At 52.6% G+C, this 19,693-nt stretch carries 20 protein-coding genes and 2 tRNA genes; 9 read left to right on the forward strand and 13 right to left on the reverse strand.

Translation table 11 applies throughout. The features are described from left to right. The first annotated feature begins 56 nt into the window (after positions 1-56). The 4 genes from NTX59_06845 to NTX59_06860 all read left to right on the forward strand — a co-directional run bounded on the left by NTX59_06845 (position 57) and on the right by NTX59_06860 (position 3,712). Complete coding sequence (locus NTX59_06845) at positions 57-1,250, forward strand: bifunctional 3,4-dihydroxy-2-butanone-4-phosphate synthase/GTP cyclohydrolase II (GenBank protein MCX5785389.1); 1,194 nt, start codon at positions 57-59, stop codon at positions 1,248-1,250. A gap of 19 nt (positions 1,251-1,269) precedes the next feature. Beyond that, the gene (gene ribE / locus NTX59_06850; protein MCX5785390.1) at positions 1,270-1,728 is read left to right on the forward strand and encodes a 6,7-dimethyl-8-ribityllumazine synthase; all 459 of its coding nucleotides are present in this window, start codon (positions 1,270-1,272) and stop codon (positions 1,726-1,728) included. A gap of 111 nt (positions 1,729-1,839) precedes the next feature. After that, positions 1,840-3,021 carry a bifunctional diaminohydroxyphosphoribosylaminopyrimidine deaminase/5-amino-6-(5-phosphoribosylamino)uracil reductase RibD gene (ribD, locus tag NTX59_06855; GenBank protein ID MCX5785391.1) on the forward strand — a complete coding sequence of 394 codons (1,182 nt, stop codon included), beginning with the start codon at positions 1,840-1,842 and terminating at the stop codon, positions 3,019-3,021. Between the two features lie 85 nt (positions 3,022-3,106). Further along, entirely contained in the window at positions 3,107-3,712 is a 606-nt protein-coding gene (locus NTX59_06860; protein ID MCX5785392.1) for a riboflavin synthase, read from the forward strand. A gap of 163 nt (positions 3,713-3,875) precedes the next feature. On the opposite strand, the gene radC is transcribed toward NTX59_06860, so the two are convergent. From radC to NTX59_06925, 13 genes are all read right to left on the reverse strand, one after another. Then, on the reverse strand, positions 3,876-4,553 hold the full coding sequence (radC, locus tag NTX59_06865; GenBank protein ID MCX5785393.1) for a DNA repair protein RadC: 678 nt from the start codon (positions 4,551-4,553) through the stop codon (positions 3,876-3,878). A 186-nt stretch (positions 4,554-4,739) separates the two neighbouring features. Continuing rightward, positions 4,740-5,444 carry an RNA methyltransferase gene (locus tag NTX59_06870; GenBank protein ID MCX5785394.1) on the reverse strand — a complete coding sequence of 235 codons (705 nt, stop codon included), beginning with the start codon at positions 5,442-5,444 and terminating at the stop codon, positions 4,740-4,742. Position 5,445: 1 nt separating this feature from the next. After that, the gene (locus NTX59_06875; protein ID MCX5785395.1) at positions 5,446-5,775 is read right to left on the reverse strand and encodes a thioredoxin family protein; all 330 of its coding nucleotides are present in this window, start codon (positions 5,773-5,775) and stop codon (positions 5,446-5,448) included. A gap of 8 nt (positions 5,776-5,783) precedes the next feature. Then, positions 5,784-6,383, reverse strand: a complete 600-nt coding sequence (locus NTX59_06880; protein MCX5785396.1) for a pentapeptide repeat-containing protein — start codon at positions 6,381-6,383, stop codon at positions 5,784-5,786. Next, entirely contained in the window at positions 6,380-7,066 is a 687-nt protein-coding gene (gene rnc, locus NTX59_06885) for a ribonuclease III (GenBank protein MCX5785397.1), read from the reverse strand. The genes NTX59_06880 and rnc overlap by 4 nt, the downstream gene beginning before the upstream one ends. Positions 7,067-7,128: 62 nt before the next feature. After that, on the reverse strand, positions 7,129-7,383 hold the full coding sequence (acpP, locus tag NTX59_06890; protein MCX5785398.1) for an acyl carrier protein: 255 nt from the start codon (positions 7,381-7,383) through the stop codon (positions 7,129-7,131). Positions 7,384-7,558: 175 nt separating this feature from the next. Continuing rightward, positions 7,559-8,308 carry a 3-oxoacyl-[acyl-carrier-protein] reductase gene (fabG, locus tag NTX59_06895; protein MCX5785399.1) on the reverse strand — a complete coding sequence of 250 codons (750 nt, stop codon included), beginning with the start codon at positions 8,306-8,308 and terminating at the stop codon, positions 7,559-7,561. Then, a complete protein-coding gene (plsX, locus tag NTX59_06900; protein MCX5785400.1) occupies positions 8,305-9,333 on the reverse strand; it encodes a phosphate acyltransferase PlsX in 1,029 nt (342 codons plus the stop codon). The genes fabG and plsX overlap by 4 nt, the downstream gene beginning before the upstream one ends. Positions 9,334-9,451: 118 nt before the next feature. After that, positions 9,452-9,664, reverse strand: a complete 213-nt coding sequence (rpmF, locus tag NTX59_06905; GenBank protein MCX5785401.1) for a 50S ribosomal protein L32 — start codon at positions 9,662-9,664, stop codon at positions 9,452-9,454. A gap of 38 nt (positions 9,665-9,702) precedes the next feature. Beyond that, the gene (locus NTX59_06910) at positions 9,703-10,188 is read right to left on the reverse strand and encodes a DUF177 domain-containing protein (protein MCX5785402.1); all 486 of its coding nucleotides are present in this window, start codon (positions 10,186-10,188) and stop codon (positions 9,703-9,705) included. A 29-nt stretch (positions 10,189-10,217) separates the two neighbouring features. Beyond that, the gene (locus tag NTX59_06915) at positions 10,218-11,204 is read right to left on the reverse strand and encodes a glycosyltransferase family 2 protein (GenBank protein MCX5785403.1); all 987 of its coding nucleotides are present in this window, start codon (positions 11,202-11,204) and stop codon (positions 10,218-10,220) included. 87 nt (positions 11,205-11,291) lie between these two features. After that, positions 11,292-12,443, reverse strand: a complete 1,152-nt coding sequence (locus NTX59_06920) for a glycosyltransferase family 4 protein (protein ID MCX5785404.1) — start codon at positions 12,441-12,443, stop codon at positions 11,292-11,294. An 83-nt stretch (positions 12,444-12,526) separates the two neighbouring features. Continuing rightward, a complete protein-coding gene (locus tag NTX59_06925; GenBank protein MCX5785405.1) occupies positions 12,527-14,572 on the reverse strand; it encodes a hypothetical protein in 2,046 nt (681 codons plus the stop codon). Positions 14,573-14,710: 138 nt separating this feature from the next. On the opposite strand from NTX59_06925, the gene NTX59_06930 reads away from it, so the two are divergent. From NTX59_06930 to lon, 5 genes are all read left to right on the forward strand, one after another. Further along, positions 14,711-14,782, forward strand: a tRNA-Lys gene (locus NTX59_06930). A gap of 107 nt (positions 14,783-14,889) precedes the next feature. Further along, positions 14,890-14,971 (forward strand) — tRNA-Leu (locus NTX59_06935). A gap of 83 nt (positions 14,972-15,054) precedes the next feature. Beyond that, positions 15,055-16,323 carry a trigger factor gene (gene tig, locus NTX59_06940; protein ID MCX5785406.1) on the forward strand — a complete coding sequence of 423 codons (1,269 nt, stop codon included), beginning with the start codon at positions 15,055-15,057 and terminating at the stop codon, positions 16,321-16,323. Between the two features lie 102 nt (positions 16,324-16,425). Next, positions 16,426-17,031 carry an ATP-dependent Clp protease proteolytic subunit gene (locus NTX59_06945; GenBank protein MCX5785407.1) on the forward strand — a complete coding sequence of 202 codons (606 nt, stop codon included), beginning with the start codon at positions 16,426-16,428 and terminating at the stop codon, positions 17,029-17,031. A 152-nt stretch (positions 17,032-17,183) separates the two neighbouring features. Further along, complete coding sequence (lon, locus tag NTX59_06950; protein ID MCX5785408.1) at positions 17,184-19,550, forward strand: endopeptidase La; 2,367 nt, start codon at positions 17,184-17,186, stop codon at positions 19,548-19,550. Positions 19,551-19,693 lie beyond the last annotated feature (143 nt).

Genomic DNA, 19,693 nt, shown 5'->3' on the forward strand with positions numbered 1-19,693 from the left:
CGCTGTAGTTGGACGCCCTGAAGAAAAAGCTTCGGGGCTTTTTTTATGGACAAAATATGAGCAAATCTTTTTCCCCTATTGAGGAAATAGTTAAAGACCTGCGCCGGGGCCGCATGGCGATAATTACCGACGACGAAAACCGCGAGAATGAGGGAGACCTTGTGCTGGCGGCCCAGTTCGCGGACGAGAAAAAAATAAACTTCATAGCCAGACACGCCCGCGGGCTGATCTGCGCCCCCTTAAGCCCGGAACGCGCGCTTCGCCTTGAGCTTGGCCCCATGCAGCGGGAAAACAGCGACCCTTTTAAAACCAGCTGGCTTATTTCAGCGGACGCTAAAAAAGGCGTTACCACGGGTATTTCAGCCGCTGACCGCGCCAAAACGCTGCGTGTGCTGGCGGGGCGCCGTTACTCAGGCGGGGATCTCACGCGGCCGGGCCATGTTTTTCCCCTGCGGGCCAGGGAGGGCGGGGTTCTGGTGCGCTGCGGCCATACCGAGGCCTGTGTGGACCTTTTAAAACTTGCGGGGCTTGAGCCGGCCGGCGTTATCTGCGAAATAATGAATCGCGACGGCACCATGGCAAGGCTTGCCGACCTTAAAAAATTCGCCCTGCGCCATCGTCTTAAAATGGCTACAATAGCCGGTCTTATCGCCTATCGCCGGGCCCGCGAATCGTTGATCGAGCAATCCGCGTCTTCCATTTTGCCCACTGAATACGGCCTGTTTAAAATAAGCGTTTATAAAGACACTCTTACCGGGCTTGAGCACACGGCGCTGGTGATGGGCGAAATAGAAAATCCGGTGCTGGTGCGAGTCCATTCGGAATGCCTGACGGGCGATGTGTTCGGTTCAAAACGCTGTGATTGCGGGCAGCAGTTGAGGGCGGCCATGTGCGCCGTGGCCGCCGAAGGTTCCGGAGTTATACTCTATATGCGCCAGGAAGGCCGCGGCATCGGGCTTTTGAACAAAATAAAGGCCTACGGCCTGCAGGACAAGGGTTATGACACTGTTACCGCGAACACGGCCCTGGGCTTTAAGGCCGATCTGCGTGATTACGGCATAGGGGCGCAAATACTGTGCGACCTGGGGGTCAGGAAAATGCGACTGCTCACCAATAATCCCAAAAAAATAATAGGGCTTGAGGGATACGGGCTTGAAATAACCCGAAGAGTGCCTATAGTCATACAGCCGAATGTCCATAATTTAAAATACCTTAAAACTAAACAAAAAAAGTTGGGACACTTGTTTTAAGGAAGAAATAGGAGGAAAAATGAAAACACTTGAAGGCAATATGAACGCTGAGGGGCTGAAATTCGCGGTGGTAATGTCGCGCTTTAACGACTTTATAACCTCGCGCCTTTTGGAAGGTGCCGTGGATACCATAAAGCGCCACGGCGGGCTGGAAAAGGATATTACCGTGGTGAAAGTCCCCGGTTCATACGAAATACCCGTGGCTTGCGAGCGTCTGGCCGCCGGCAAATATGACGCGATAGTCTGCCTTGGGGCCGTGATAAAAGGCGAAACTCCGCATTTTGACCTGGTGGCGCAGGAAACCGCAAAAGGCATAGCCGAGGTTTCACTTAAACATAAACTGCCGGTTATTTTTGGAGTGGTGACGGCCGAGAATCTTGAGCAGGCCATAGAGCGCGCCGGAGTGAAACACGGCAACAAGGGCGCGGACGCTGCCCGCTCCGCCATAGAAATGGCAAACCTTTTTAAAAATCTATAGCCATAAGCTATAAGCCATATGCCATAAGTTTTGAGGAGCTCCTTATAAAAGCTTACGGCTTACGGCCTATGGCGTATGGCATGTTTATGGCTTATGGCATGTTTATGGCCTATGGCAATAGAGATGATATCCATGATAGATAAGGATAAATTTTACATGTCCCGCGCAGCGGTGCTGGCCCGCAAGGGCGAATATGGTGCGCATCCAAACCCTATGGTAGGGGCGGTGGTCGTGAAAGGCGGCCGGATAATTGGGGAAGGTTGGCACAGGTCATTCGGCGGCCCCCACGCCGAGATAAACGCTCTTAAAACCTGTTCCGCTTCGGCCGCCGGGGCTACGCTTTATGTGACCCTTGAGCCCTGTTCAACTTACGGCAAAACTCCCCCCTGCACGGCGGCGCTGATAAAAGCTAAACTGGGCCGGATTGTAATCGGAGCCGCGGACCCTAATCCCGCTAACCGCGGCCGCGCCGCTAAAATACTTTCGGCGGCCGGGATAAAGACCAAAAGCCATGTTCTTGAAAATGTCTGCCTGGCTTTAAATCCGGCTTTCAATAAATTCATGCGCACCGGCCTGCCTTTTGTAACGCTTAAAACAGCCCAAAGCCTTGACGGCAAGATAGCGGATTTCAGGGGCCGCGCCCGCTGGATTTCAGGCCCCGCCGCGCGTCTTGAAACCCATAAATTGCGGGCCCGGTCCGACGCGGTGCTTGCCGGGATAAATACCGTTCTTAAAGACGACCCCATGTTGAATGTAAGAGGCGTTAAAGTAAGCCGCCAGCCGTACATAATCATTTTAGATTCCACCTTAAAGATAAGCCGTTCGGCCGCCCTGTTTTCCAATGACAGGGTTATAATAGCCACAACAAAAAAAGCGCCGGCGCGCGCTATAAAAAAACTTAACCGGCAAAACGCCCGAATCATGGTTTTGCCTGCGGATAGCGGCGGCAGAGTATCGCTTAAAGCCCTGTTGACGGAGCTTGGCAAGCTTGGCATAGCTCACCTGCTGGTTGAAGGCGGCGGTACGGTTATAGGCTCTTTTATTTCTGAGGGGCTGGCGGATCGTCTGGTCTGTTTTATCGCCCCATTGGTTATCGGCGGTGCGGCTTCTAAAAGTCCGGTTATCTGGAACGACTCTTTGAACGCTAAAAGAAAGGAATTAGGTATCAGGGTTAAAATGGCTGGGTTAAGTTTAGTCGGAGAGGATCTTATGGTCGAATACAGCCTGAATCCAAAAACTTACCCTGTTAAGCCCGCGCGATTATATTGGCGAAATAGGGAAGTAGCGAAGTAGCGAATGAAAAATAGAAAAAACCGTCAAGATTCGCATTCCCACCACTATTCGCTATTCGCTGTTCGCTATTCGCTGTCCTCATCTTATGTTTAATGGAATAATAGAAAGCGTTGGAAAAATAAAGAAAGTGTCCAGGGTGGAACTTTCGGTGGGCGTTCCCCCCTCCTGGGCGCTTGAAAAGGGCGAGAGCGTGGCCGTTAACGGGGCCTGCCTGACGGTAATTGATTTCCAAAAAGGCCTGACGGTTTTTTCGGTCAGCCCTGAAACTTTTAAAAAAACCAATTTCATATCTTTAAAAGCCGGCGATCTTGTGAACCTGGAAAGGGCGATGAAGGCTGACGGCAGATTTTCGGGACATTTCGTTACCGGGCACGTAGACGGGCTGGCGCGCCTGCTTTCAATTAAAGAGGAAGGCAACAGCCGTGTGCTTGAGTTTTTAACCGAGACGGACAATTTAATGGTTGAAAAAGGTTCGGTGGCGCTTAACGGTATAAGCCTTACTGTTTATGAAGTCAAAAAAAACGCATTTAAGATTTCGGTTATCGGACACAGCTGGGAAAACACCAATTTAAAATACCTTAAGCCGGGCGCCAGCCTGAATATCGAATACGACATCCTGGGCAAATACGCCGCACCAAAAAACAACTCCAATATAACCATGGAGTTCCTGAAAGAGAACGGGTTTGTTTGAATCACGGTCCAGCGGTTCAACGGTTGGAAAAACATGCTGTAGGTTCACGGTTCAGCGGTTCAAGGTTCAACGGTTAGAAACTCGGGATACAAGAGATTATGGAAAAAATAACCTCGAACCGTGAATTGTGAACCTCTAAACCCGGAACCGTGAACCTGTTAACTTAAATTAACCCTTTTTCCTTAAAGCTTGAAAAGCCGTCTTTTGAAACTATCACATGGTCCAGCAGTTCTATCCCAAGCAGTTTTCCCGCGCCCGCAAGGCGTTTGGTCAGGTCAAGGTCCTCCTGTGAGGGCTCAAGGTTTCCCGACGGATGGTTGTGCGCTACTATTACGCTGGCGGCCAGGTTTTTTACGGCCGGCTCAAACACTTCGCGCGGGTGCACCAGATTGGCGTTAAGACAGCCGATCGAGATAATTTCCCTTTTTATCTCCTGGTTGCGGGTGTCAAGGTAGAAAACAACAAAGTGCTCCTTTTTCTGGTCCCGTATATCGCGCAAATCCTCCCATATATCTTTGGGCTTCAGGTAAATTGAAGCTTTCTTGCCGTTTATGAAACGGCGGCCAAGTTCAAAACAAGCCAGAAGCTCGCAGGCTTTTACGGGACCTATGCCCGGCTGGCTTTTTAATTCCGCGTGGCTTAATCCGGGCAGGCCTTCAGCGTTAAAGCGCCTGACTATCTTTGCGGACACTTCAAGAGCGCTTTCGCCTTTCCTGCCCGTCCGGATTATGATAGCCAGCAATTCCTCAACGCTCAGTTTGTCCGGGCCATAGCGCATGAGTTTCTCCCTCGGCCTTTCCACCCTCGGCATATCCTTAATAGCGCCCGCTCCTTTAAACATAAGTCCTCCCTTTAATACGGCAGCGTATAGCGTAGAGCGGATAGGGGGTTAGGGAAGGAGTTCTTTATACGACCGCTAGCCTCTATCCGCTCGCCGCTGTTGTTATGTTATAGCACATCAACGCGACAGCGTATTGTCGCGTTGATTTATGTATTTTTTATGGGGAATAAGGAGGAAATTCAGGAATTAATTGAACTTTGTGGAGCGAAGCAGCAATGCTTTCAGAGTGTTCATGGCGCCCCTGGTCAGGCGCGCGTCTATAAGGCCCCGGCGTATTTCAGCGGCCCGCGCCGAACCTCCCCAGTTCCGGCCGTATATGCCTACAAGCAGCGTGCAGATCTGCGAAACTACGCGCTCCGTTTCCTGTTCGGACGGGGCGGGGGCGGCTGGCCGCTGCCGGCTTGGTGTTTTTCGGGCCGCGGCAAGTTCGTATGCTACCAGCGCCACCGACTGGCCGAGGTTCATGGAAGGCTGTGTTTTACCGGTCGGGATATTCAGTATGGCATGGCAGTGCGAAAGTTCATCTTTTGTAAGGCCCGTTTTTTCCGGGCCGAAAAGGATGCCCACGGGGCCTTCCCTGCCGGCCAGATAGCGCCGCATGTCCGGCAGCGAAATTACATCTCTTTGGGGGTTCTGCCTGTGAAGGGAAGAGGTGCCAAGCAGCGTCCGGCAGTCCGCCGCGGCGTCGGGGATGGAATCAAAAACGCGGGCGGCGCTTATTATGTGGGCGGCGCCCTGGGCCGCGCGCAGCGCTTCCACGCTTTCCCGCCACACCGGCACATGGGGCGCAACCACGCTCAGGTCTTCCAGATCAAAGTTAGCCATAGCGCGCGCCGCCGCGCCGATATTATCAGGGTTTCTTGGTTTTACAAGTATCAGTTTGAAGTCCATATCACTGCCACCCGCAATCTTTGAGGAAAACGGTCAGATCAGCTTCATTAAGGCCCACGCCGCGTATGCCGTCCAGCCGGCGCTTTACCGCGCCGTCCTTAAAAAAAATGACGGTGGGAACTACTTGTATGGCGTATTTTTCTTCGCTGGATGGCATGCCGTCTATAAGCACCCGCAGAAATTTTTCCGGTCCTGGTTCGGAGTATTTTTCAAAGACAGGCAGGAAGCGTATGCAGAACGGACACCCGGCGGAGTAAAACAGCGCCGCTATTCCTCCCCCGCCGCCAATGGCGTTTTCAAGCTCCGAGTCGTTATTGATAATTCCGGGCATGAGGTTTTTTAAACTATTTTTATCCCCAGGCAATAAAGCAGGGACATCGCTTCGGGCATTGAAAATTTAGCGTCTTTTATCTTGTTCTCCGATATCCGGATGCTGTAATTCCTGGCTTGGGTGAAGTCGGCGCGGGTAAGATTGGTGTTGCCGAATAAACTGTAAATCAAATCGGTGCGCGCGAAGTCGGCGCCGGTAAGATCCGCCTCCCTGAAGTCCGCGTCGCGGGCCAGGCATTCCCTGATGCGGATATCCTTCAGGCATAATCCGAAAAAAGTGGAATCGCTTATTACGCAGTTAAGGAACTGTACAGGGCTTGGCAGCTTTATTCTCGGCCATAAAGCTTCCGTCCAGTTGACTCCGACTATCTTTGAATCCTTGAATACGGTGTTGAAGAAGGAGGACCCCGTCAGTTTGACAAGGCTGAGGTTGCAGCTTTCAAACCGGCAGTCCGAAAATTTGCAGTTCCGGAAAACAGCTTTGGTGAAATCACACGTCTTAAAAACGCAATTATAAAACTCTTTCTCCGAGGCCGCTTTCCCTTGTGATGAGATGAAATTGAAAACCCGGTCCGAATATTCCGTCTCATTCTTTTCTGAGAAGGTCATAGTTCATGCCGGTGAATCTCGTGGCTTTCCAGATATATAAGGGCGTTTTCCGCCGCGGATTGTTCGGCCTCTTTTTTATTCTTGCCGGAGCCAAGCCCCAGTATTTTTTTGCCGATCCTTACCCGCATAGTGAATATCTTGTCATGTTCCGGTCCCTGCGTGCCCAGAACTTCGTACTCGGGCGGGGTCTTGTGCCTTTTTTGTATGCGCTCCTGCAGAGCGCTCTTATAATCTGTTTCCAGCAGTTCCGCTGTCTGAGTGTCAAGCCAGGCCGTTATGAGTTTTTCCGCCGGCTCGAGCCCCCCGTCGATATAAACGGCTCCTATCAGGGCTTCAAGGGCGTTTGAGAGTATGCTTGAACGCATCTTTCCGCCAGTGAGATTTTCACCCACGCCCAGAAGCAGATGTTCGCCAAGGCCCATGGCGGCCGCCCATTTGGCGAGGCTCGGGCGCGAGACTAAAGCTGATTTTATTTTGGAGAGATAACCCTCGTCATTACCCGGGTGGCGTTTGAAAAGGTAATAGGCTACGACCAGGCCAAGAACGCTGTCTCCCAGAAATTCAAGCCGCTCATTATGGCTTGAAAAGCTCTCTTCTGAAGAATAAGATTTATGAGTGAGGGCTTCGCGCAGGAGTTCTTTGTCCAGGAAACCGTATCCTATTACTTCTTCAATAGAAGACATTTTGAATGCGGAAAAGGGGCCGGCGCCGTGCGGCGCCGGGGCCCGTATCCGCAAAGGCAGGGCTAGTTTCCCTTACCCGCTTTATCCTTTATGTAAGTGACGGCTTCCCCCACGGTTTTTATTTTTTCGGCGTCTTCGTCGGGAATTTCAATATCAAATTCCTCCTCAAGCGCCATCACAAGTTCCACCGTGTCCAGGGAATCCGCGCCGAGGTCCTGTACGAACTGGGCCTTGGGGGTTACTTCCGAAGCATCAACGGCAAGCTGCTCCGTTATTATTTTTTTCACTCTTTCTTCAAGGTTTTCGGCTACTGCCATTACGTTGTTCCTCCTGCATGGTTTTTGAAAACACTTCACATTTACTACTGAATTCCGACAATCCTCAGTCGCGGACAACGCCAGAAGCCCGCGACAGGCCAGTGTCACTGGAGGCGCCGTCTCAAAAGGCCTATGGCCATCAAACGGCCTCCTGGCTACCGAGTATTTGCCCAAATCACATGTAAATGCCGCCGTTTACCGAGATGACCTGCCCGGTGATGTAGGAGGATTCTTTCCCCGCCAGAAAAAGCACGGCCCTTGCCACATCCTCCGGTTTGCCAAGGCGGCCAAGCGGTATCATCTCAAGAAGTTTCTGCTTTGCCTCATCTTTCAGCCCTTCCGTCATTTTGGTCAGGATAAAGCCCGGGGCTACGGCGTTTACCAATACCTCGCGGGAAGCAAATTCCCGCGCCAGCGACTTTGTGAGCCCGATAAGGCCCGCCTTGGAAGCCGCGTAGTTGACCTGTCCCGCGTTTCCCATCTGGCCGACCACGGAAGAAATGTTTATTATGCGGCCCGCGCGCTGTTTCAGCATCATCCGGGAGGCCGCCTTTGCCATCAGAAACGCGCCCTTCAGGTTAACCGAAATCACCGCGTCAAAATCGCTTTCTTTCATCCTGAGCGCCAGATTATCTTTTGTGATACCTGCGTTGTTCACCAGAATGTCAAGGCGCCCGAAGGCTTCCGCCGTTTTGTCTACGGCCGCCGCGCAGTCGGACTCAAGGGCCACATTGCCGCTGAGGGCTATGGCTTTTGCCCCTGTTTCGGCGGAAACTTTCTGGGCCGCGAGCGCCGTTTCCCCGGGCGAAATATCGAACAGCGCAAGCATTGCGCCCTCGCGGGCTAAAGTGAACGCGATTTCAAGGCCTATACCGCGCGCCGCGCCGGTTACAAGCGCCGCTTTGCCCGTCAGCGCTTTTGTCATTCTTCCGTTTCCCTGGCCGCTGAAATTTTTTCTTTTACCTTATCCATGTGGATCTTTATCTGCGTTATCAGGCCCGACTCCGCCAGATCTCCCGCGGCCGCTATGGCGTTGAAGATGGCTTTTTGAGTGCTCTTGCCGTGGCAGACGAGCACGACTCCGTTCACGCCCAGCAGCGGGGCGCCGCCGTATTCTTCGGGATTCATTTTTTTGCGCAGGTCCGTAAAAATTTTCCTCATAAGGAGCGCACCTATCTTGTAGGTGAACTTGCGCTTTATCTGTTCCTTGATCGTCTTGAAAATGGAATAGGCGAGCCCCTCTGAAAGCTTCAGCACCACATTGCCGGTAAAGCCGTCGGTTACCACCACATCGGTAAGGCCGGCGGGCAGATCGCGGCCTTCCACGGGGCCTTTGAAATTAATACCCACGCTTTTCATCAGCGGCAGAGTGTCGATTACAAGCGCGTTGCCTTTGGTTTCCTCTTCTCCTATCGAGAGCAGCCCCACCGAGGGGTTTTCCAGTCCGAAACGCAGGCGCATGAAAATGGAGCCCATAACCGCGAACTGCACCAGGTGCCAGGGCTTGCAGTCCATGTTCGCACCGGCGTCAAGCAGCAGGGCCAGACCGTTCGTGGTAGGAAACGGCACGGCTATGGCCGGGCGGATTATGCCCGGGATGCGTTTCAACTTCAGCAGCGAGGCCACCATTACAGCGCCTGAATTACCGGCCGAGATGAAAGCGTCGGCCTTTCCGTCGCTCACCAGCTCCGCGCCGACCATAAGCGAGGAATCGGGCTTTGAACGGCACTCCTCAACCGGCTCGGCGGCCATGTCAATTATCTGGGGAGCGTGAATGATCTTGATTTTTTCCAGCGTTTCCGCGCCAAGCCTGCGCAGTTCTTCCCGTATCTCCGGGTCCCTGCCCACCAGGAGTATTTCGTGTTTAAGTTTTTTGGCGGCGGCTATGGCGCCTTCAAGATTCGGTTTCAGACCGAAATCTCCTCCGTGTGCGTCTAAAGCGATTTTCATAATATACCCACCATCAGCGAATAGCCAACAGCGAATAGCGAACAGGGATGGAATTATTCACGGCTTCGTCAGTTGTTTTGTCGGTTAGCTCTTCCATGCCCGCTATTTCGCCGCTTCGCTATTTTCCCTGCTCTTCGCCTTCTTTTTTCTTTTCTTTTTTAGGTACTTCAAGCTTACCATTGTAAAAGCCGCACGATGGGCAAACGCGGTGCGGCAGGTGCATTGCGCCGCATTGTTTGCAGACGGAAAGCGACTTTAACTCCATTTTCTGATTCTGCGACCGTCTGGAATCCCGGCGGGAACGTGTATGTCTTCTTTTTGGATTAGGCATTTTATATGCTCCTTGATCGTATGCTGCGGGCGGCGCCGCTAGCGGGCGCCGTTTTTTTTCTTTAAATCGTCCAATGCCGCGAATGGGTTTCGGCCAGGCATACGGCAAGAACAGGTTTTAATATTCCTGTTTATGCCGCAGACCGGGCAAAGCCCCCTGCAGGCGTCCGAACACAGAATCTTCATGGGTGCGAGCAACACCAGCGTTTCACGCACCGCTTCGCGCACGTCTATACATTCTACAGTATCTTCATAAACCTCGTCAAAATTTTCCTTGAGACAGGCCGTTAAAGGCTTGCCACAGCGCGAACATTCAAGCATTAGTTCAGCTTTCAGCGCGCCTGCAAGGATTATCGGTCCCTTCTCGTCCGGGAAGAACTCAATGTTCAGTTCAAGGTTCTTTACCACGGCCGGCTTTTCAAGCGCGTCCGTGAACAGAGCCGCGTCGGGTTTGAAGGCGCTCTTAAGCCCGCCTTTTTGTCTGATTTCTTCGCGGCTGAAAACAAAAGGATTTTTTTCTTCCATAAATATTACAAGTGTTTATAGAATATAAACTATACGGGGGCGCGGTCAATGGGATTTTGCGGCGCTTGCGAGCCGGTTCCGCCGAGGGTTTCTTTTACCCGATAGAAAGGCTTTTTGGCGGAGCTGTGATAGCTTCGTATAATCAGCTCAGCTACAAGCCCCAGAAACGCCATCTGCACTCCCACCAAAGCCAAAAATATGGCCACCAGGAAAAGCGGCTGGTCTTTGACAAAGATATGGGCGGCCAGCTTGTTGTAAAGCGTGCAGCCCGCAAGACATGCCGACACCAGGCCCAGAGCGAGGCTCAAACCCCCGAAAAGATAAATGGGCTTGGTAATAAAATCGCCCATGAACTTTACGGTGAAAAGATCAAGAAGCACCTTGAAAGTGCGCGTGAGCCCGTACTTTGAGCGGCCGACAACTCTGGGATGATGACTCACCTCCATCTCCGTTATGGAAGCTCCGCCGTAGCCGAGGAGCGCCGGCAAAAACCGGTGCATCTCTCCGTACAGGTCCAGGTCTTTAAGCAGGCTCGTGCGGTAAACCTTGAGGGTGCAGCCGTAGTCATGCAGGCGTATACCAGTCACCCGTGAAATTACGGCGTTAGCCGCCATGGAGGGCAGCACGCGCGTAAAAAAACTGTCGTTTCTTTTTTTGCGCCAGCCGCTTACCACATCAAAGCCCTCTCCGGCGCGCTCGATCATTTTAGGTATGTCACGCGGGTCGTTTTGAAGGTCGGCGTCAAGCGGAACAGTCCAAACTCCCCTTGCCGCGGCGATCCCTGCGGCAAGGGCCGCTGTCTGGCCGAAATTTCTTGAGAACCTTATTGCCGCGGCGTTTGGGCGGAGATTTGCCCTGATCTCGCCGTAGGAGCCGTCAGTGCTGCCGTCGTCCACCCAAATCACTTCCAGGCTTGCGGCGGTTTTTGAGAAGACTTCCTCAAGTTTGGCCGCAAGAGGCGCGATATTGCCCGACTCGTTGAATACCGGTATGATAACTGAAATTTCAGGGTTCATATAAGAATACTCCATTTAGGACGATAGAACTTGGAATTTAGAGCTTAGAACTTAGAGTTTAGGATTTAGAATTATGACTTCGGATTCCTACTTTCTAAGTTCTAAGTTCTTCTTCAACAGTTCCAGATACAGTTCTTCCTGCTGCTTTACCATCAGGTCTATGTCAAAAGCCGAAAGGTCGGTGGCGCGGGCGCCCTCCGCTAGTTTTATCCGCAGCCCGGCGTCTTTCAACACCCGTTCCGCCGCCGCGGCAAGTTCCGCCTCCTCTCCGGGCATTGCGCTGAAACCGTTCACCGCTTCCTTTATAAGGTCCGCCACCCCGTCGGTTTTATAGCAGACGGCGGGCAAGCCGCTTGCGAGCGCTTCCACCAGGCTGCGCGGCAACCCCTCCCAGAGCGAAGCAAGAAGGAACATGTCGGCGGCCGCAAGCAGCTCCGCCGTGTCCGTTCTCCAGCCCGTGAAGATACATTTGTCTTTTAGGCCGAGGCTTTCCGCGAGGCCGCGGAAGTAATCAAGTTCTCTCCCCCCTCCTGCAAAAATAAATTTGGAGTTTTTTACCTCGTGCGTCACTTTTTGAGCGATGGAGATAAATCCCCGCGGGTTTTTTTGCGGCTTGGTATTGCCGAGGCTTATTACGGCAAGCTCGCCCGGCGCAAGCCCCATTTCCGCGCGCTTTTTTTCTCTCCCGCCCGGCGCGGGATAATTTGAGAGTTTTATGCCGCTGCGTATGAGGCGGTACGTTTTGGGCGACCCTATGCCGAGGGCGCGCGCGGTTTCCATGTTGGCAGAGGAAACAAAAATAAGCGCGTCCGTGAAGCGCGCGCAGAGCTTCTCAAGAAAAATATACAGCCGCCTCTTTAAAAAAATCTGGCGGTCGTTAAAGCCGAAGCCGTGAAAAGTGTGTATTATTGCGGGGACACCCGCGAGGCGCGCCGCCGCGCGGGCCAGTATTCCGGCCTTTGAGGAATGTGTGTGGACAAGGTCGGGCTTTTCTTTTTTCAGCAGGCGGTAAAGGCTGAAAAGGGCGGCGCAGTCCCTGAAAGGATTTATCTCACGCCGCAGAGAAAGAACCGATATCGTATCAGTGCCGCCGGTTTCGGCGCTCAAGTCCCCGCCCGGTCCGCAAACCAGGCTTACTGAAAAAAGCTTTTTATCAAGGTGCGCCGCCGTATAGAGGGTGTTTGCCTGGGCTCCTCCCAGTTCCAGCTTTGTTATGACGTGAATGATTTTGAAGGGCATGTCGTAAAAAAGCAGATAATAAATAGCCAGTCGTAAATGGTAAAGTTCTTCCGGTTGCCACTATTCGCTATTCGCCAGCACTGTTACTTCAGTTTCCTTACCGTGTAACGGGGAAAATAGTGAAATAATATCTTGCGGTAATCGTCGCCGAAATTTTCCGCGAGCTCCCTTCCCCCCAGCACGCAGTAGCCTCGGCCGTTTCCTGTCCCAAGGCCGCGCAGAATAAAGAACTTGGGATATTTTCCCTCAAGGACCGGCCTTACGCTGAACAGCGCTGAACGGAGCGCTCCCGCTGAAAGTATTTTTGAAATTTCAGTGAAATCCTGCAGCACGGCGTTGCCCGCAGTGCCTTCAAGGCGCAGAGTCATTACTTTACCGTTCGGCGCGCGTTTCAGCGGGATGATCGCTTTCAGATAGCCGATCTTGTATTTCAGGTTCGCCCTGTCCTCTATCCAGCGCGGGCTAAGAAGAAGGGTCCAGTAAACATCGGAGCTGGTAGTTTTGTCTTTAGCCAGGCATAAAAGGGCGTCTGGCGGGGCCGCCAGGGTAAGAGAGTAAAGATCAAAAGGTGAAAGCTTTTTCAGCCTGCGGCCCCCGTCATCGGCGCCCTCTTCGGTGAAACCGCCGCAGGCGCGGTGCAGGGCGGCGCCGGCGGGCGTGTCGCCGGCGTAGAGAATTTCGTCTTTTGTCAGTTCCGCCGCCTTGCGCGCCGTATCCGTTTCCGTCTGAAGGCCTTTGAAGGCCAGGCAGTGGTCTGAATCGCAAATGTCGTAGTTTTCTCCGTGGTGCGGCGGGTCGCGTTTCAGCTTGAAAAGCATGGTTCGTACAACCACGGTGAGCGTTTTAAGTTCTTCGATCAGCTTCGAGCCGTCCGCGAACTGAGCGGCCAGCGCCGGCACCAGTGTTTCTATGGGCGCGGCAGTTACAAGCCGCAGGGCGGGTCCGTTGAAAGAAAGGAAGAGCTCTCCGGTTATTTCCTTGTCGCCCCTGTTTACGCCGGCTATGTCCGGGTCAATTTCCGGATTTTTAATAAGGACAACTCCGCCTTTTATTTTGGGTACTATGCGCACCGGATTGCGGGTAGTATGTACGGGGCTGCCGTAATTGTTCAGCAGTTCCATAACGCGGTTCATGGCGTTGTAACGGACGGTCCATTGGGAGTTGGCCTTGCCAAGCGCCACATTTCCCCTGAGCTGGTCAATAATTTCAAAATCGCCGTTGCAGATGAAACTGAAAGCTTTGACAGGAGCGGGATTGCCGTCATGACTGGAGTAAAGAGCCATACGCAGGAGATTGCGGCCGTCGTATTCAACGGGATGGTCATGCGCAGGCCAGGCCAGGCGCGCCCAGTAAAGCAAGTCGTCAAGCCTGCCCTTCACGTATTTCGCGAGTTTAGCCCTCTTCTGGGTGAACAACTTCTGCCCCGGGTCCATGTCGGCCAAAGTGTAATAGGTTTGCCAGGCGGGCAAATAGTAGTCCGATTCGTCAAAGAGCCGGGCCAGGTCTATTTCAGCCTGCATATTGCGTGGGTCGTAAGTGAGCGCGTCTTTAAGAAAAGTTATTGAGTGGGGTCGTTTTTTCAGCTTTTCAAAGGACAGGCTTATGAGCTCGGCGGACGGGGAAAGCAGGTAAGGGTAAGATGTATAGATGGTACGAAGAGTCGAAATGCTCTCTTCCGGGCCGGTCAGCCGGGTTTCGGCAATGGCCAATCCCAACCGGGCCTGCTGGACAAGACTTTGGTCGGTCGTCAGAGTAAAAACTTTCTCAAAGGCGGTTTTCGCGTCAAGGTCTTTTTCAAGAGAAAGCAGGTTCCAGCCTTTCTCGAAATTTATATAGGGATCTTCCGGCTTTAATATGTCCCCTTTGATAAGATAGGCCATGGCCTCTTCATTTTTTCCGGCCTCACCAAGCAAAGTGGAAAGGTCCATGATGGCCGAAAACCCCAACTGCTCACCGGAGGAGCGATAGATGACATATTTCAGGGCCTCGGCCGCGTCTTCCGGGCGGCCATCCGCCCATTGGGACAAAGCATCCCCGTAAAATTTCTTTAAATCTTCAGTCTGGGCCCGGAGAAGTCCGGGAGCGAAAACTCCAAGGACAAATAAAAAAAACGCGTGCTGTTTGCGCATAATAAAAGAATTTAGCAATTATAGAAAGATAAATCAAAAAGCATTCCCTATAACCATATGACCGTATTTGCCGTGTGTCGTGTAATTTCCGGCCGGGTATTTTGAGTTTCAAAAAAATTTATGTAAAATAAAAAGTATGGGCCATTAGCTCAACGGTAGAGCAGGCGCCTCTTAAGCGCAAGGTTACAGGTTCGAATCCCGTATGGCCCACTTTTTAAAAGTTACCCCACCACCTGCTTGAAAATCGGAGATTTGCCTTCGGCAAATAAGCGGGTGGTGGGGTAACCAGTAACCGGTCACTGGTTACTGTCGTTTAGGCCGAGATGGCGGAACTGGTAGACGCGTACGGCTTAGGACCGTATGGGGTAACCCGTCGGGGTTCGAGTCCCCGTCTCGGCATTTGACTGAATAAGGCGGCTTGGCCGCCGTCCAAGCTTATCAAGCGGAAATTTGGACCGTGGCATATCACCAGGAGGTTTCAAATGAACATCGCCTTGGGTTTCGGCGACAGGATTAAAAAAGTAAAGCAGGAGGGATGTGTTCACACTTTTGCCGTGAATGTGGATTCCTCGTGCTTGAGTGAAGCTACTCAGGCCGCCCTTGTGCGCCTGCAGTCAGTGGTGTCGCTGCCCGGGTTCAGAGTCGGCAAGGTTCCTTTTGCCATGATAAAAGGGCAGTTCCCTTCCATGGTTAAGGACGAGGTTATAGATATAGCGGCCAAGTCGGCGGTGCCTGAAATACTTAAAAACGACAAGCTTTCCCCCGTTGTGTCACCTCTGATAAAGAACCTCACCTACGAGCCCGATAAAACGCTTTATTTCGAGATCCAGTTCGAATGTAACCCGCAGATCGAGCCGCGCGGCTACGACAAAATAAACGCCATCCGCAAAGTCCACAAGGTAACCGACACGGATGTGGAAAAATACCTTGAGCAGGTGAGGCAGTATAACGCCTATCTCAAGCCGGTCCCCGATGACACGGGCGCGGCCAAGACCGATTTCGTGATAGTTGACTACGAGACTTTTGAGAATGGCGTCAAAGTGGAGGGCGGTGAGGTCAAGGGTGAAATCGTTGATATGGCGAGTCCCCAGACCATAGCGGGACTCGCGGAGGCGGTGCTGGGCGCCAAAAAGGGAGAAACGCGCGAGTTCGACGCGCCTTTCGGCGACAAGAAGATGCGCTTTCATGTTAAAGTGTCGGAGATTAAACAGAAGGTAGTTCCCGAGCTTGACGGGGAATTCCTTAAAGAAGCGGGCGCCTCAAGCGTGGAAGAGCTGAAGAACAATGTGCGCAAGCTGCTGGAAAAGACCGAAGCGGAAAAAACCGAAAAAGACCTGCTTTCGCAGCTGGAAGACGCCCTTATAAAAACCAATCCTATGCAGCTCCCCCCCACTTTGGTAAGCCAGGAAACGCATGAGCTTTTTGAGCTGATGAAAAAAAGAATGCCGGCCGATGACGAGCGCGTGCGTGAAGAAGCGTTCATCGAGAAACTAAAGCCCGTGGCCGAGCGCAACCTGAGCCTTACTTTTCTTCTGCACCAGATAGCCAGAAAAGAGAACATTAAAGCCGGCGACGCGGAACTGAACGCGGAGCTTGAAAAGGTGCTGGCGCGCCTGAATACCGACGAAGAGAAGGTCAAAGCCCGTGAGCTTTTTGAAAACCGCAAGGAGTATATACTGGCGTCCATCGTGGAAAACAGGACGATGGACATGGTAAAGTCAAAGGCCGTGATCAAGGAAGAGACACATTAGAAGAGTCGCAGAGTCTTCGCGTCAAAGAGTCAAGACATTGAAGCTTCAAGATCCCGAATTCAGGATCCGGAAACTCTCAGACTAATAACGGAGGAATAGTTTATGCTGATACCGACAATTATCGAAAAATGGAACCAGGGAGCCATGGTAGGTTACGATATTTTTTCGCGCCTTCTGAAAGACCGGGTAATTTTTATAGGTGACACGGAAGGAGCAGTTTCCACCGCCTCCGCAAACAGCCTTATAGCCCAGTTGCTGTATTTAAACATGGAAGACGACGAAAAAGACATCAACCTTTACATCAATTCCCCCGGTGGCATGGTTACTGCGGGGCTCGCGGTTTATGATACCATGCATTTTATCAAGGCCCCCATTGCCACCACCTGTATGGGCATGGCCATGTCTTTCGGCGCCGTTCTGCTTGCGGCCGGCACCAAGGGCAAGCGCTATGCGCTCCCCAACTCCCGTATAATGATACATCAGCCGCTGATATGGGGCGGCGGGATCTCCGGGCAGGCCACCGACATCGAGATAGAAAGCCGCGAAATGCAGGAAAATAAAAAACGGCTTACACAGATCCTTGCCAAGCACACCGGCCAGACCGAAAAGAAAGTGCATGACGATATGGAGAGAAACTGCTATATGTCGGCTGAAGAGGCCAAGGCCTACGGCATTATAGACGAGGTGCTGGAATTTAAGAAAAAATAGTGACTGATCTGGTTGTCAGGTTCACGGTTCATAGGTCCAAGGTTCACAGTTCGCGGTTATTTTTTTCATAATCTTCTTGTGTTCTCTAATTTCCGACCGGTGAACCGCTGAATCATGAACCTGTGCAGTAACAAATAATGGAGATTTAACACATGGACGCAAGCTCAACAGATGCCGTTTCATATCCCTCCCTGATCCCTACCATCGCCATACGGGATGTGGTGATGTTTCCCCATATGGCCCTGCCGCTTTCTGTGGACAGGCCGAAATCGGTGGGAGCCGTGGAAGCCGCCATCAGGGAAAGCAAATTTATACTTTCCCTCGCGCAGAAAAAACCCCAGATAAACGACCCGGCGCCGGAAGACCTTTACGCCTACGGGGTGGTGAGCGCGGTGGCGCAGTCGCTTAAAATGCCCGACGGTACCATGCGGGTTTTTCTTGAGGGTAAAAAGCGCGCCCGCGTAAAAAGCCTTGTAACCGACAAAGAGAAGAACTGCCTGATGGCGGAAGTTGAATACGTTGAGGAGCCGGTAATAAAATCTCCGGAAATTACAGCCCTCATGCGCCACGCGGTGGAAATTTTTGAAACCTACGTCAAGCTCAGTACCCGTATAACGCTTGACTCCGTGGCCCTCCTGCAGCAGGTCGATGACCCCTCAAGGCTTGCCGATACCATCGCCTCCAATTCCGTTATTAATCTTGAGGATCGGCAGGCGGTGCTTGAAACCGAAGACCCCAAAGACCGCCTTGAAAAAATAATAAAGCTGCTGGCGAAGGAAACGGAAATCCTGGACATTGAACACAAGATCCATAGCCGCGTAAAAACCCAGATCGACAAGTCGCAGAAAGAATATTATCTTAACGAGCAGCTGAAGGCCATACAGAAAGAACTGCATCAGAAAGACGACTTCTCCAGGGATCTGGACGAAATAAAGAAGAAGCTGAAAGCCGCCAAACTGCCGAAAGAAGCCGAGCACGCGGCGGAAAAAGAGCTTGACCGCCTTTCGCGGATGATGCCGTTTTCTCCCGAATCCACCGTTTCCCGCACCTACCTTGACTGGCTCGTGGACCTGCCCTGGTCCGTGGAAACGACAGATTCCCTGGACCTGGCGGCGGCAAAAAAAATACTGGACGAGGACCATTTCGGGCTGTCCAAACCCAAAGAGCGGGTGCTTGAATATCTGGCGGTTACCAAGCTTACGCAGAAACTCAAAGGCCCCATACTCTGTTTTGTGGGCCCTCCCGGAGTGGGCAAAACTTCCATCGCCCGCTCCATCGCCCGCGCCATGGGGAGGAATTTCGTGCGCATGTCTTTGGGCGGCGTGCGCGACGAGGCGGAGATCCGCGGCCACCGCCGCACCTATGTGGCTTCCATGCCGGGCCGCATCGTGCAGAGCATAAAAAAAGCGAAAAGCCGCAACCCTGTTTTTCTGATGGATGAAATCGACAAGATGGGCATGGATTGGCGCGGCGACCCCGCCGCGGCGCTGCTTGAGGTGCTAGACCCCGAGCAGAACTCCGAGTTCCTGGATCATTTTCTGGATGTGCCGTTCGATCTTTCAAAGACGATGTTTATCGCCACGGCAAACACTCTGTGGGGCATACCCGTAAGCCTGCGCGACCGCATGGAAATAATTGAGTTCAGCGGCTATACCCACAACGAGAAAATAGAGATAGCCAATAAATTCCTGCTCCCGAAGCAGACGAAGGAACACGGCCTGAAGGAAAATTCGCTGAAGCTTTCAGACAAAACCCTTGACGCCGTGATACGCGGCTATACCAGGGAGGCCGGCGTGCGCAGTCTTGAGCGGGAAATCGCCTCCATGTCGCGGCGCGCGGCCAGGAAAATCGTGGAGCAGAAACTGACCCTGGTAAGCGTGACGCCGCAAAATCTGGGGGAATTTCTGGGCATCCCGAAATTCGTGCACGAGTCCCCCTCCCATAACGCCGTCGGCATCGCCACGGGGCTGGCCTGGACGGAAAACGGGGGCGAGATACTAGCCGTCGAAGCCGTGGCCGTGCCGGGGAAGGGAAACCTTATCCTTACCGGGAAACTGGGCGACATCATGAAAGAATCGGCCCAGGCGGCTTTTTCATATGTGCGTTCAAAGGAGATGTCTCGCGATTCTTTCGTGGCTTCTCACAACTTTCATGTGCATATTCCGGAGGGCGCCATCCCCAAAGACGGACCTTCCGCGGGCATTACCATCGCTACCGCGCTCGCGAGCCTGCTGTCCGGCAGGGCGGTAAAACAGGCCCTGTCCATGACGGGCGAGGTCACTCTCAGCGGCCGGGTGCTTCCCATAGGCGGGCTGAAAGAAAAAGTAATAGCCTCTTTCAGGGATGAGATCTTCACTTTGCTTTTCCCGAAGGGAAACATGAAGGATTTGGAAGAAATACCGGAGGAGATCCGCGCTAAGATGAAGCTTATCCCCGTTTCTTCCATAGAAGAGGCTTTGGCGTTAGCGCTGGAACCGAAGATGACGCCGCGAAAGAAACAGGCCGGCGCCCGGCACTGAAGTCTGAAGTTCCGGAAGAGCTGAAAGCGCTGAAGAGCTGAAGGAAAAAATTTACAGGCTTCTAAACTTCAGCGCTTCAGAACTTCAGTTCTTCAGCGCTGGTACACTGCCATCAAAAAAAGGCTGATAATGAAGAGAATATT

The sequence above is a fragment of the Elusimicrobiota bacterium genome (assembly GCA_026388155.1).
Classification (GTDB): Bacteria; Elusimicrobiota; Elusimicrobia; order Elusimicrobiales; family UBA9959; genus UBA9634.

Excerpts from the sequence above, each read along its gene's own strand:
- NTX59_06845 (MCX5785389.1), top strand. The coding sequence starts at position 57 with ATGAGCAAATCTTTTTCCCCTATTGAGGAAATAGTTAAAGACCTGCGC.
- ribE (MCX5785390.1), top strand. The coding sequence starts at position 1,270 with ATGAAAACACTTGAAGGCAATATGAACGCTGAGGGGCTGAAATTCGCG.
- ribD (MCX5785391.1), top strand. The coding sequence starts at position 1,840 with ATGGCAATAGAGATGATATCCATGATAGATAAGGATAAATTTTACATG.
- NTX59_06860 (MCX5785392.1), top strand. The coding sequence starts at position 3,107 with ATGTTTAATGGAATAATAGAAAGCGTTGGAAAAATAAAGAAAGTGTCC.
- radC (MCX5785393.1), bottom strand. The coding sequence starts at position 4,553 with ATGTTTAAAGGAGCGGGCGCTATTAAGGATATGCCGAGGGTGGAAAGG.
- NTX59_06870 (MCX5785394.1), bottom strand. The coding sequence starts at position 5,444 with ATGGACTTCAAACTGATACTTGTAAAACCAAGAAACCCTGATAATATC.
- NTX59_06875 (MCX5785395.1), bottom strand. The coding sequence starts at position 5,775 with ATGCCCGGAATTATCAATAACGACTCGGAGCTTGAAAACGCCATTGGC.
- NTX59_06880 (MCX5785396.1), bottom strand. The coding sequence starts at position 6,383 with ATGACCTTCTCAGAAAAGAATGAGACGGAATATTCGGACCGGGTTTTC.
- rnc (MCX5785397.1), bottom strand. The coding sequence starts at position 7,066 with ATGTCTTCTATTGAAGAAGTAATAGGATACGGTTTCCTGGACAAAGAA.
- acpP (MCX5785398.1), bottom strand. The coding sequence starts at position 7,383 with ATGGCAGTAGCCGAAAACCTTGAAGAAAGAGTGAAAAAAATAATAACG.
- fabG (MCX5785399.1), bottom strand. The coding sequence starts at position 8,308 with ATGACAAAAGCGCTGACGGGCAAAGCGGCGCTTGTAACCGGCGCGGCG.
- plsX (MCX5785400.1), bottom strand. The coding sequence starts at position 9,333 with ATGAAAATCGCTTTAGACGCACACGGAGGAGATTTCGGTCTGAAACCG.
- rpmF (MCX5785401.1), bottom strand. The coding sequence starts at position 9,664 with ATGCCTAATCCAAAAAGAAGACATACACGTTCCCGCCGGGATTCCAGA.
- NTX59_06910 (MCX5785402.1), bottom strand. The coding sequence starts at position 10,188 with ATGGAAGAAAAAAATCCTTTTGTTTTCAGCCGCGAAGAAATCAGACAA.
- NTX59_06915 (MCX5785403.1), bottom strand. The coding sequence starts at position 11,204 with ATGAACCCTGAAATTTCAGTTATCATACCGGTATTCAACGAGTCGGGC.
- NTX59_06920 (MCX5785404.1), bottom strand. The coding sequence starts at position 12,443 with ATGCCCTTCAAAATCATTCACGTCATAACAAAGCTGGAACTGGGAGGA.
- NTX59_06925 (MCX5785405.1), bottom strand. The coding sequence starts at position 14,572 with ATGCGCAAACAGCACGCGTTTTTTTTATTTGTCCTTGGAGTTTTCGCT.
- tig (MCX5785406.1), top strand. The coding sequence starts at position 15,055 with ATGAACATCGCCTTGGGTTTCGGCGACAGGATTAAAAAAGTAAAGCAG.
- NTX59_06945 (MCX5785407.1), top strand. The coding sequence starts at position 16,426 with ATGCTGATACCGACAATTATCGAAAAATGGAACCAGGGAGCCATGGTA.
- lon (MCX5785408.1), top strand. The coding sequence starts at position 17,184 with ATGGACGCAAGCTCAACAGATGCCGTTTCATATCCCTCCCTGATCCCT.